The sequence below is a fragment of the Gemella haemolysans genome (assembly GCF_901873445.1).
Taxonomy (GTDB): Bacteria; Bacillota; Bacilli; order Staphylococcales; family Gemellaceae; genus Gemella; species Gemella haemolysans_C.
In genome coordinates, this window is the sequence record NZ_CABFLN010000077.1 from 50,553 (window position 1) to 62,252 (window position 11,700).

Annotated in this window: 12 protein-coding genes and 1 riboswitch; of the genes, 2 read left to right on the top strand and 10 right to left on the bottom strand. The window is 30.5% G+C overall.

The window, feature by feature from the left end; all coding sequences use genetic code 11:
- Positions 1-24: 24 nt before the first annotated feature.
- The 7 genes from JX287_RS08805 to JX287_RS08835 form a co-directional block, all read right to left on the bottom strand.
- On the bottom strand, positions 25-300 hold the full coding sequence (locus JX287_RS08805; protein ID WP_048801896.1) for a DUF3343 domain-containing protein: 276 nt from the start codon (positions 298-300) through the stop codon (positions 25-27).
- Between the two features lie 8 nt (positions 301-308).
- Positions 309-1,109, bottom strand: coding sequence for a sulfurtransferase-like selenium metabolism protein YedF (gene yedF, locus JX287_RS08810; RefSeq protein ID WP_204644499.1), 801 nt, complete (start codon positions 1,107-1,109; stop codon positions 309-311).
- Positions 1,110-1,136: 27 nt separating this feature from the next.
- On the bottom strand, positions 1,137-2,111 hold the full coding sequence (selD, locus tag JX287_RS08815; RefSeq protein WP_204644510.1) for a selenide, water dikinase SelD: 975 nt from the start codon (positions 2,109-2,111) through the stop codon (positions 1,137-1,139).
- Between the two features lie 190 nt (positions 2,112-2,301).
- Positions 2,302-3,204: a hypothetical protein gene (locus JX287_RS09005; RefSeq protein ID WP_239650384.1), complete on the bottom strand. Its 903-nt coding sequence runs from the start codon at positions 3,202-3,204 to the stop codon at positions 2,302-2,304.
- Positions 3,205-3,219: 15 nt separating this feature from the next.
- Positions 3,220-3,462 carry a hypothetical protein gene (locus JX287_RS08825; RefSeq protein ID WP_204644500.1) on the bottom strand — a complete coding sequence of 81 codons (243 nt, stop codon included), beginning with the start codon at positions 3,460-3,462 and terminating at the stop codon, positions 3,220-3,222.
- Between the two features lie 304 nt (positions 3,463-3,766).
- Positions 3,767-5,137 carry a CAP domain-containing protein gene (locus tag JX287_RS08830; protein ID WP_204644501.1) on the bottom strand — a complete coding sequence of 457 codons (1,371 nt, stop codon included), beginning with the start codon at positions 5,135-5,137 and terminating at the stop codon, positions 3,767-3,769.
- Positions 5,138-5,598: 461 nt separating this feature from the next.
- Complete coding sequence (locus JX287_RS08835) at positions 5,599-6,330, bottom strand: metallophosphoesterase family protein (protein ID WP_204644502.1); 732 nt, start codon at positions 6,328-6,330, stop codon at positions 5,599-5,601.
- Positions 6,331-6,521: 191 nt separating this feature from the next.
- Here JX287_RS08835 and tehB (JX287_RS08840) point away from each other — a divergent pair, with 191 nt between their 5' ends.
- The gene (gene tehB / locus JX287_RS08840) at positions 6,522-7,355 is read left to right on the top strand and encodes a tellurite resistance methyltransferase TehB (RefSeq protein ID WP_204644503.1); all 834 of its coding nucleotides are present in this window, start codon (positions 6,522-6,524) and stop codon (positions 7,353-7,355) included.
- A gap of 48 nt (positions 7,356-7,403) precedes the next feature.
- Here the strand turns inward: tehB (JX287_RS08840) and JX287_RS08845 are convergent, their stop codons facing one another.
- The 3 genes from JX287_RS08845 to JX287_RS08855 all read right to left on the bottom strand — a co-directional run bounded on the left by JX287_RS08845 (position 7,404) and on the right by JX287_RS08855 (position 10,396).
- Positions 7,404-7,907, bottom strand: a complete 504-nt coding sequence (locus JX287_RS08845; RefSeq protein WP_204644504.1) for a GNAT family N-acetyltransferase — start codon at positions 7,905-7,907, stop codon at positions 7,404-7,406.
- Between the two features lie 168 nt (positions 7,908-8,075).
- Positions 8,076-9,848, bottom strand: a complete 1,773-nt coding sequence (locus tag JX287_RS08850; protein ID WP_204644505.1) for an SWIM zinc finger family protein — start codon at positions 9,846-9,848, stop codon at positions 8,076-8,078.
- Between the two features lie 86 nt (positions 9,849-9,934).
- A complete protein-coding gene (locus tag JX287_RS08855; protein ID WP_204644506.1) occupies positions 9,935-10,396 on the bottom strand; it encodes a low molecular weight protein-tyrosine-phosphatase in 462 nt (153 codons plus the stop codon).
- A gap of 160 nt (positions 10,397-10,556) precedes the next feature.
- Between JX287_RS08855 and tehB (JX287_RS08860) the strand changes: the two genes are divergently transcribed.
- A complete protein-coding gene (gene tehB, locus JX287_RS08860; protein ID WP_204644507.1) occupies positions 10,557-11,420 on the top strand; it encodes an SAM-dependent methyltransferase TehB in 864 nt (287 codons plus the stop codon).
- Positions 11,421-11,483: 63 nt separating this feature from the next.
- Positions 11,484-11,573, top strand: a riboswitch (TPP riboswitch).
- Positions 11,574-11,700 lie beyond the last annotated feature (127 nt).

The following is an 11,700-nucleotide window of genomic DNA, read 5'->3' on the forward strand; positions in this document are numbered from 1 at the left end:
CTATAATAACCTCTATCCAAAATTTTATTTTAATTTATAATCTTTTAATTCTGTTATTATTCTTTTGATTCCAGCTTTTCTAGAATAATACAAACCACGATATTCGATTTTTTCATCCTCTAACATTCTTACAACATTATCGAAATTATCCCAAGCTGTTTTTAGCATAAATCCACAACCTACACCTATAGATGGATGTGTTGGAATAAGTGATGCTCCCATTTCTCTTTCTAGACAAATGTTATCCGCCTTTATTGAATCGTGTGTACTATTAAAAACTACTAATCCTTCTTCTACCATGCTTCCTCCTACGGTTGAATTACTTTGTTAGCTTTTCTCATGTCTTCTACGATGAAGTACATGTTAGTTGGATTTCCAACCGCTAAATCAATATTGTGGTAGTCGATACATGCTCCACAACAAACTATCTCTACTCCACCTTCTTCTAGTGTTTTTAGCTCTTCTAGTACGTGGCTTCGAGTTTTATCTACTAAAATTCCACCATTATTGTAGAAAATAATTTTTTTAGGAAGAACTTCTTGTTCACCTAAAGCATAAAGATATGCTTTAATTAATCTTTTACCTAGTTCTTCACTACCATGTCCCATTTGATCTTTGTTAATCACAACGATATAGCTGTCATCTTTAACTACTGGTAAAGCTTCTAATTGCGGAGTTTCTTCTCTTGTAATTTCAACTTTGAAGCCACCTTCAATATCAGAAACTTTGAACTCATAACTGTTTTTATCAGCAAATTTTCTAAGACTTTCTACACTATCTTCAGTTTTTACTAATAAAGTTACTTTCGTATCTTCTTCTAGTGCACGTGTAGCTTGAGTTACAGGAACAACGCATTTATCACACAATGTATCCACAACTACTCCTTCATTCACTTCTCCCTTAGAAATAGTAACGATATATTTATCTTTTGTTTCTTCTTTTACCGAGAAATTGAAGCCTAATTGTGTAGCCATTTTTTCTAAGTTTTGAGTAGCTATAACATTGTCTACGATTGTTTCTACTACATCATTTTCTAGTAATAATTTTTTTGTTTGAATAACTGGCATTGGGCAAGCTAAGCCTTGTGCATCTAAAATTTCTTTTTTCATACTTATATTCTCCTATTGTCTTCCGAGTTATTTAATAATAACTGCTTTTTCTTGTTTTTCTATAACTTTACCTACTATAGAACTCTTAATTTCAAGAGTGTTTAGTTTTTCTAATAATTCGTACGCTTCACTTTCTGGTAAACTTATTAAAAGTCCTCCTGATGTTTGTGGATCATACATTATTTCTTCTAATGCAAAGTCTTTAATCTGATATTCTACATTTGGCTCAACGAATGTTCTGTTAAGTTGACCACCTGCGGTAATAACAAATTCATTTGCACATTTATACGCTTCTTCAATATATGGAATATCTTTCGAATATACTTCTGCTGAATATTTACCATCCAACATTTCTACAAGATGTCCTAAAAAACCGAATCCTGTAATATCTGTACAACTATTAACATTAAAATCTTTCATCATTTGAGCAGAATATTTATTAAGTGTTGTCATTTGCTTAACGCTTTGAGCAAATGATTCTTCTGAACATTCTTTTACCATATGAGCTGTATTAATAATACTCACTCCTAATGGTTTTGTTACGATTAATAAATCTCCTACTTTACAATTGTTATTTTGTAATATTTTATCAGGATGAACTATTCCTGTTACTGATAATCCGTATTTTGGTGTTGCATCATGAATAGAGTGCCCTCCTGCAAGAACCCCTCCTGCTTCGTGAACTTTCTCCGCTCCACCTTTTAATATTTGATGTAAAATTTCTAAGTCCATATTCTCTGGGAAAGCTACTATATTTAATGCTGAGATAACTTCTCCACCCATTGCATAAACGTCACTAAGCGCATTAGTTGCTGCAATTTGCCCATATAGATATGGATCATTTATCATTGTTGTAAAGAAATCTAATGTTTGAATAATCGCCTTATCTTCGGAAATTTTATAAACGGCTGCATCATCCGAAGATTCATAGCCAACTACTAAATTTTTATCTTCTTTTTTTGGAAGGTCTTTTAGTATATCTGATAAGGCTCCCGGCCCTATTTTCGAGTTTCAACCTCCACACACAATCATGTTCATTTTCTTCTCTGACATATTTACCTCCTATACTACTACTTATCTATAATTATACTACTTCACACTATAATTTAAAAGCATTATTTAGTTTTTTAATGTAAAATAGACAACTAACAGATAGTAATTTTCATCTGTTAATTGTCTATAATTTTGTTTATTATTTTTTGAAACTCACGTGAACGTGGTCATAGTGGTTAGCAGTTACTCCACCACGGTTAGGCATTATGTTCCATGTATTTGCTGGTCCATAAATGTTTTGTTGTGGCATATAGAATCTTTGTTTCCAGATAATATAATAAACTCCAAGTTCATCCATGCGCTTAGTTAAGTACTCTGCAAGTTGGTCACCTTGTGCTGAGTTTACAGGCACCATGAAGTCCACAGCCATACCAGAGTTATGTCCGTGACCAGTACCATCGTTGTCTCCCGCTCTAAATAGTGAGAAGCTTGTTATTCCGAATTTCTTCGCTAAAGCTACTTTCATCTTTTTAGTATGAGGAGTTAATCCATTCATCGCAGGATCTACCAATTCTGCAGCAGTTACTTCTGGTAATCCACCAGCTACTGTAGTTACTTGTTTTGCTTCGGCTTCTTTCGCATCTGCTTCTTGTTTTGCTTTTAGCTCTGCAGCTTTCTTAGCTTCTGCTTCTTGTTCTAATTTAGTATCTGCAGTTACTTTTGTTTCTGTTGCTTTCTTGGCTTCAGCTTCTTTTTCCGCTTTAGCTTCCGCTTCTTGTTTTAATTTTGCATCCACCACTGCTTTTTCTTCAGCAGCTTTTTTAGCTTCTACTTCTTCTTTAGCTTTTTGCTCAGCAGTTACTTCTCTCTTCTCAGCAAGTTGATCTAGAGTAGTTTTCTTTTCAGTATTTTTATCTACTGGTTTAGCTGCTTGTTCTTGAGAATCAGCAACTTCTACATCATAACTCACTACGGCGTTGAAAGTGTGATCTCCTAAATTTACAACAGATTTAATAGTTTCTCTTTTAACCGCAGTGTGTGGTAATTTTCTAGTAGGTACATTTGCATTTAAGTCAATTTCATACTCTACTACTTCTTCCACTTTGATAGTTTCTTTTTAAACTACATATTCTTTTCTATCTTCTGTAGTTACTCGTGCAACTACATTAGTAACATTTTTAGCTGTTGTAAGTTTTACGTAGTAGTGTCCATTTTTTTCATAAACACTAGCTTTTACATCTTTTTTATTAACATTAACTGCCACATTATTAACTTCATTAGCAACTGTAACTGCTCCAAATGCTCCAACTAATAATACTAACCCTGTTAATATTCTTCTAGTCAATTTCGTTTTACTCATTAAATTTCTCCTAAAATTTATTGTTGTGTTAATTATATCTGATTTACATATTTCAATCAATAGGATTCCTAATTTGTAATAAACCCCAACTTTCATTACAACATTGTTACAAACTTTTATTTAGTTACATTAGCACCATAGTAAGCTTTTTTATAATATAATAAGTTACATTTGTAGATGCGTCCTTCAATTTCTTAATAAATTTGTAACAATAAAAAAAGCCAACTAACATCTAGATTTAAAAATCTAATTAGATTTTCTATAATTTTGATGTTAATTAGCTTAATATTCTTAATTTATTATCTTATACTGGTCGACCATTTCTATAAATAGTATTTGATCCATCTAAATATTTACCTGCTTTTGGAGTACTTCCATTGAATGCTGCATTAGAGCTTTGGTGCTGTACAAGATATACTTGACCATTTTTTATTGTTACTCCTGCACCTACATCTTTAGCAGTTGCATCTAATAAGGTATTTCTGTGCCCGTATGGATATCTAGCTACTACATTTCCAACCTCTTTAAATAAGATATCAAATAATTGTTGTGCAACTTGTTCTGGTGTTCCAGAATCACCTGTTATTGCAACATTTGCTAAAATAGAATTAAAGTATCCTGCTGCTTTTGCTGCATCTGTTTCATATTTGATAGTTCCATTTGGTCCATGAAGATTTCCATCTATTTCACGAGTTGGCACATCATTACTTCTATTTTTAGAAGAAGTATTTAATGCTGTATTTTCAGATAATGCTGGTAATCCATTAATACTTCTTAATTTTGCAACTTTATCTAAGAATGCTTTTCTTATTTGCTCTTCTCTACTTCCTACTGCTGAGGTTTGTTGATTCGGTTTTTCAGCTTCTGTTTTTGTAGCTGTAGCTGCTTTTTCTTCTTTAGCTACTTGTGCTTTAGTTTCAGTAGCCTTAGTCTCTTCTTTTGTTGGAGTTGCTACTGCACTTCTATCTGTTCCAGCTACTGGTGTTGTTGGTTGTTTAGCTAAATCAGCTTGTTTTTCGTTATCTGAAGTATTTGGCCTAGCAACTGTTGTCTCTGCTGCCTTTGATGCTTCAACTGATTTTTCATTTTCTGCAGGTTTTGTTGTATTTTCTGCAGAAGCTGTTGCTGCCGGTTGTTCTGTTTTAGCTTCAGTTCCTTTTGTTTGATCACTAGTTGCTGAAGTTACTGACGTATCTTCTTTTTTAGGTTCGTTCACTGGTTTAGGAATTTCTTTTTGTTTTGCTTTTACTTCATCAGTCGCAATTTCATAACGAACATCAACTTTGAATGTGTGCCCACCTACTTTATTCTCTGCAGTAAAGCCTTCTTTTTTTACAGTTGCTGTATGAGGTAATTTTCTTGTTGGAGCTTTTGCTGTCATATCTAATTCTACTACAACTTCTTCCCCAGCTTTAATAAGTTCTTTTTTCAATACAAACTCTGCTTTAGTTTCAGTTGTAATACGAGCAACTACATTTGCTACTTCTTTATCTGCTACTAGTTTTGCATAATAATGACCATTTAATTCATATACTTTTGCTTTTACGCTAGCTTTATTTACATCGACTTCTGCAGTTTTAACTTCTACTGCATTTGTTGGAAGTGATGTTATTCCTGTTAATAATACCAAACCTGCTAAAACTTTACTCGTTATCTTTATCCCTTGTTTCTTCATTGTATATTATCCTCATTTCATCGAAATCGTTTTAATTCTTAATTTAATAATTACTTCTCCTTAATTATAATCATTCTAAATTTTATTATCAATAGATTTTCTATTTTGTAATACAAAATACATTTTGTAACAATTTAGAAATATTTAAAAATGAAGAGCATAATTCAAATCTGTGCAAACAATTTAATTACTTTATTTTTATTAGTTACTTTTAATTCCCATTTCTTTTAAAAATAATAAATATTCTCCATAAATACTTTTAAATAAAACTTTTATGTATTTTTTCAATCTTTTTACTTAAAACTAAATTTAAAGTATATTTAAGGTTCGAAGATTATAATGTATTCATAACTAGTAAATAGTTATAAACTTCATAAACTTTCCTTTTCTATAAGAGACCGAGACAAATGTGCTCGGTTTTTTTTGTTTAAAAGAAGGATAGGCGCTGATTTCATCAACCACTATCCTTCTTTTTTATCGTACAAATCCTCTTCTAATATTATACTTTGTCTTATCTCTATTTCAGAATTTTCTATTACTATTATATTTAACTTACCTCCATAAACACAACCACCATCAATATTTATTCGATTATCCTTTATTTCATAATATGGATTTTCTTTAACAGGGCTGTGTCCATGGAATACTTTTTTATTATATTTCATCTCACTCGTTAAAAACGGTTCTCTTATCCAAACCATATCACGATGTATTTGATCCCAAAAGTTTTTATTAAAATCTACACCAGCATGTACATAATAATAATTTTCACTTTCATATCTTGTAGGGAGGTTCTTTAGCCATACTCTTAAATATTTTTGTTCTTTAGCAAATTTTTGGAAGTATTCTCTTCGTGATTCCGTTGTTGCTTCTGGATAAAACGACTGTAATGTTGTTAATCCATTATTTCTAAAATAGTGATTTTGTCTTTTTGAAGATGTATTGTCATACATTGCTTCTTTTATTGCTAAATTAAACATGTCTTCATGATTTCCCAATAAAACTACGTGTTGTTTGTGAACTTTTTGTAAATTATAAAAATATTCCCAAACTAACTTGGTATTTTCCCCTCTATCACACATATCACCTAAACAAATCAGTTTATCTTCATTACAATCAAATTTTACTTCATCCAGTAATTTCTTCATCGTATAAAAACATCCATGTATATCTGAAATTACTATTGTTCTCATAAAAACACCTACTCTTTATTAATTCTTATTTTCTATAATAATAGAAAACATCGGCAATGTAAATAGTGTTGTTTTATTAATACTATTAAATTACACCGCTTTCAATTTAATGTCAATTCTTTAGGTTATCATTTTTATTTAAACTTTTTGCATGATATAATATTAGTAAATTACTATGAAAGGCGCAACTTATGGAGAATAATTTACTTTGTTTTAAACGCACTTCAAACATTACTGCTCTATCACTCCCAAAAAACTATAGAGAAGGATTTTATACTAAACAAGGCGTTTGGACAAAACTGATAATAGTTAAAGGGAAAATGAAATTAAGTTTTCTAGATTTAGAGAACAGCGTAATTAAACAATGTTCTTTAAATAAAAAGAGTGAAATTAACCTTATAGAACCAGAAAGTATATTTAGAATCCATCCTAATTCAACTGATTTACAGTTTCATTTAGAATTTTACTGTACCGCAGAGGACTACTTCTTTAACAAATACGATTTAAGTCCAGCTCATCCAGAAGTTGTTGCTGCAATGAAGTATATAAAGCCCTGTAAAGCATTAGACTTAGGAGCAGGTCAAGGAAAAAATTCTTTATATCTTTCTTCATTAGATTTTAAAATTACCGCAGTTGATATTGATGCAAAATTTTTACAAGACCTTGCTGACATATCAATTAAAGAAAAGCTAAATATAAATGTTTTTAAACATGATATTGTCGAGGCTAATATAAAAGATACATATAATTTTATCTTTGCTACTGATGTATTCATGTATCTAAACCCAACAAGGATACATAGTATTATCGCTAATATCAAAAAACAAACTAATGATGGTGGCTATAATCTAATCGTGAGCGCATTAAACAAAGCAGGTCATAGATGCCCTCCATTCCCATTTACTTTTATTGAAGGTGAGTTAAAAAACTATTATAATGATTGGAGGATAATTAAGTATAATGAGAATCTTTCTGCTTCCCCTTATCCATACACTGTAATTCTTGCTCAAAAAATATCAAAATAAAAACTATCCCCACAAGATTATTCAAATTTTCTTGTGGGAATCTCTTTTTTATTCAATATTTTCTCTAATATCTTTTTGATACCATACGACATCATACCAACGATTAAATTTATAACCTACTTTTTCGAAATGAGCTACCTTTCTAAACCCTCTCTTCTCATGAAACGATACACTACCTTCATCCGGATATGCTATACATGAAGTTAATCTGCATATTCCTCTATCATAAAGTTGTTTTTCAAGTTCATTATATAACTTCTCTCCAACACCTTTTCCACGAGCCTTTTCATCTAAATAAATCGTAATTTCAGCAGTCCATTTATATGCATCTTTCGGATAAAACTCACTAGCATATGCGTATCCTAATAAATCATCTCCTTCTTCCGCTACTAAAAATGGATAACTTTGAATTGATTTTGAAATTTTCTCCTCGAATTCGTGTACACTTGGTACAGTATAATCAAAAGTGATAGCCGTATGTTCAACATATGGTCTATAAATATTTACTAAATTTTCGGCATCTTGTAATTCAACCGTTCTAACGTTTACCATCATCTATCTCCTTAAATACTTCCCTTTACAAAATTAATAATCACTTTAGCAGCATCTTCTTGTTAAGTTCCTCTAAATCCATGACTTGCTCCTGGGATTTCTTTTACCTTAGCATCTTTAAAAGTTTCTATAGCATGTCTCGAATAACTTATCAGCACTACATTCTCTTTATTTATAACCATCTAAAATCACTACTAATTCGTGTCTAAAAGATCGTCTTTTCTTATATTTATCATCAAGATAATCTACCAAAGCAATGCCATCTTCTAAGCCAAAAAGATTTTTATATTTAACTATATATTTACAAATATTCCTATAGTGATTCCTGTCTGCTACCGATTCTGACATCTCAAATATATAATTCATATACATATTTTTGGCTTCTTCTAAATACACATCTTTAATAAGACTAGCATATTTCGGAATTTCACTAGGATATTCTCGCAGATAGCTTAGCATCTCATTTGTATCACGCTCTCTAACAATTATCCCACACCATATTTCTTTTTTCTTTTTAGATTTTTTTAGTAATTTTTGATAATATTTATCGAAGCCATCTTTTTGAATGTTCTTTAATTCATCATAATAAGAAAATTCGCCCGATAATACTAATTTTTCTAATATTTTCATTTGTTCTGCATTATTATCTAATTTTTTGAAAATTTGAAGCCTGTATTCCAGCCATTTTTTTCTATGCTTCCCATTTTCTGACCATGATTTTGTTGCATCTAAAATATTTTCGGTATTATTATTTTTTTCTAGTTTACTAATATAAATATCTCTAATGCTCTCATACCTCAAAAGCATCTTTAAAGATTGTGCCAATCCTTTTTCATCATTAGTTTTTTTATAAATTTTATATATTAGCTCTGCCGTTCTATTATTTATACTCTCATCATAATATACTCCGCTTATAAAATTTAATTTTGACAAAAGTACTTGCTTAGCTCCAGGCAAATCACAAAACTGAACCAACATTTCTATATCTACCGCTATTTCATATCTATCACTAACTTTTACATTTAATTTATTAATTCTATTAAATATCTCCTGTCTAGAGGTAATAGGTAAATTCTCTGCACTCGCTAACTTTTCTCTAAAATAATCTATAACTATTTCCCAAACCTCACGATAAGAAGTAGTTTCAGTCATTTTATTTAATTTATCTATTCCTTCTAAAATCTTCATTGACAATTTTAGACATTCAAAATTATTTAATAATCCATCTACATCACTTAAAATTTCTGAAATTTTATTTTCTAATTCTTCTGTGTCTACATAGTTATCATCATATTCTTCCCAATGATAGCGACCGTAACTATATCCATTTTCATAGTCTTCTAGTGCTTGTTCCTCTAGTTCTTCATATTCTAAAAATAACTCATCTATTTTTTCGTTATATTTTATTAAGATTTCTCTTTCATCTAATTGTAACGCCTCTTTACGCTCAATTTCTTTTAAAAATCTATCCCTAACTACACCGTTCTTCTCAACAATTTCTAATAAAATATCCAACAACTTCTCTTTAGAATAAGTTTCTAACAGCTCACTTATCTTTTGGACATGTTCCTCTTTGTTTTTCTCAATATTTTCTAAATTTTCTTTGTAATTTTCTACCAAACTCTTAGTCTCTTGTTCAAAAACTACATCACGATAAATTTTTTCGGCTAAGCACTCTACTGTCTCCCTTATCTTATAATATGCTGCAATTTCATGCTTACAGGTAAAGGTAAAATCATACGGACAATTACAACGAGAATTTTTTATATTATTATCCTCATCTATCTGCACGATTACTTGATAATTTTCTGTCCCACTCACGTCAAAAATAAATTCATCAACATTCCGGCTACAACACTTAATCTTATCATCTCTATAATACAGATATCCTCTATCTAGTATTACTGGTGATACAGTTTTTTCGAAATCGCCTATATTCATCCTCTTTTACTCCTTTCTATTAAAATTTTCAAATTACATTTTACTCCTAAAAAAACTATAAGTATCCTTTTGTAATAACTTTATAATTACACTAGATCTTCTTTCTTGATTTTATCTAATAAAGCCGTACATCCTTTAGTTACATCACTAAATGTTGTTTTAAAATCTCCTGTATACCATGGATCATCAATAATTCTATCTTCTCCTGCGTATTCTAATAATTTTTTAACCTCACCAGTTTTTCTTCCTGCGATAAATTTCTTAATGTTTTCTATATTACTATCATCCATTCCTATGATATAGTCTGCTTGTAAGTCACTATCATTAAGGATACGAGAATACATTCCCTCTACTCCAATTCCAACTTTAGCAAGTTCTTTTCTAGTTCCACTGTGAACGGGATTACCGTGTTCCCAACTACTAGTTGCTGCTGAATCAATTTGAATTTTTTCGCTTAATCCTTCTTTTTCTATCATATCTCTAAATATTGCTTCTGCCATAGGTGAACGACAAATATTACCTAAACAAACAAATAATACTTTTACCATTTTTTCATTACCTCATTAATATTTATTTTCTATTTTATTATAACATAAAGAGTTAAAATCAACATAATAAAGATACGAATGATAAACTCATCTATTGTTTTATTTTTATATTTTACATGGTATAATTAACTTAAAATTATCCATTAGTAAGGAGATTAAAATGACAGAAAACTTAGTATGTTACAAAAGATTACCAAATTGGACTGCTCAAACTCTACCTGAACCATTTAGACATAAACACAATACTAGAAAAGATGTTTGGGCAAGATTAACTATTCTTAAAGGAAAGCTACAGTTTACAGAATTAACTGAAGATAATGAGATTGTGAAGGAGCATATATTTACACCTGAGAGTAGTATTCCGTTCGTGAAACCACAAGCATGGCACCGTGTTGCACCTTTATCTGATGATTTAGAATGTTTCTTAGAGTTTTATTGCGAACCAAAAAATTATTTCGCTAACAAATACAATATTAATCCTGCTCATTCTGAAGTGGTAGAGGCCATAAAAACGATCAAGCCTTGTAAAACTTTAGACCTTGGATCTGGTCAGGGACGTAACTCTCTATTCCTTTCTAAACTTGGTTTCGAAGTCACTGCGGTAGATAATAATATTCCTGCTTTAGAATTTTTAATGGAGACTTCTAGAATTGAAAATCTAGATATTAAAATCGGTAGTTACGATATAAATACAGCAGCTCTTAGGAATACTTATGATTTCATACTATCAACTGTTGTTTTAATGTTTATCGAAGAACAATCTATTCCTAGTGTAATAAAAAATATGCAAGAACAAACTAACATCGGTGGCTATAATTTAATTGTTGCTGCTATGTCTACAGAAGATGCTCCTTGTCCTCTTCCTTTCCCATTTACTTTTAAAGAAAATGAGCTTAAAGAATATTACAAAGACTGGGAATTTATTAAATATAATGAAGATTTTGGACAACTCCACAAAACAGATGCTAATGGAAATAGATTCAAACTGCGCTTTGCTACTATGTTAGCTAAGAAAATTAAATAATTTTCTTTTGTAAGCTAGTTTTTTGACACCGTTATCAACGGATGTTATAATTTTAATTAATCATTAAAACATTTGGGGTGCTTTTAAGCTGAGATTATACCCATGGAACCTGACGTTGTTAGTACAACCGTAGGAAAATGTTTATTTAACTATGTTTATTTTTAAGTATATGAAATTTAAAAGTACCTCTTGTTGTTTTAATGGGTAATAGCCCCCAAAATTTGGACAAATTTTGGAGGGCTATTTATTATGAAATTAACAGATGAAAATAAGATAGAAA

What these genes read in the sequence shown, in the direction of transcription:
- JX287_RS08805 (WP_048801896.1), bottom strand. Translation starts at nt 300, where the DNA reads ATGGTAGAAGAAGGATTAGTAGTTTTTAATAGTACACACGATTCAATA.
- yedF (WP_204644499.1), bottom strand. Translation starts at nt 1,109, where the DNA reads ATGAAAAAAGAAATTTTAGATGCACAAGGCTTAGCTTGCCCAATGCCA.
- JX287_RS08825 (WP_204644500.1), bottom strand. Translation starts at nt 3,462, where the DNA reads ATGAGTAAAACGAAATTGACTAGAAGAATATTAACAGGGTTAGTATTA.
- JX287_RS08830 (WP_204644501.1), bottom strand. Translation starts at nt 5,137, where the DNA reads ATGAAGAAACAAGGGATAAAGATAACGAGTAAAGTTTTAGCAGGTTTG.
- JX287_RS08835 (WP_204644502.1), bottom strand. Translation starts at nt 6,330, where the DNA reads ATGAGAACAATAGTAATTTCAGATATACATGGATGTTTTTATACGATG.
- tehB (WP_204644503.1), top strand. Translation starts at nt 6,522, where the DNA reads ATGGAGAATAATTTACTTTGTTTTAAACGCACTTCAAACATTACTGCT.
- JX287_RS08845 (WP_204644504.1), bottom strand. Translation starts at nt 7,907, where the DNA reads ATGGTAAACGTTAGAACGGTTGAATTACAAGATGCCGAAAATTTAGTA.
- JX287_RS08850 (WP_204644505.1), bottom strand. Translation starts at nt 9,848, where the DNA reads ATGAATATAGGCGATTTCGAAAAAACTGTATCACCAGTAATACTAGAT.
- JX287_RS08855 (WP_204644506.1), bottom strand. Translation starts at nt 10,396, where the DNA reads ATGGTAAAAGTATTATTTGTTTGTTTAGGTAATATTTGTCGTTCACCT.
- tehB (WP_204644507.1), top strand. Translation starts at nt 10,557, where the DNA reads ATGACAGAAAACTTAGTATGTTACAAAAGATTACCAAATTGGACTGCT.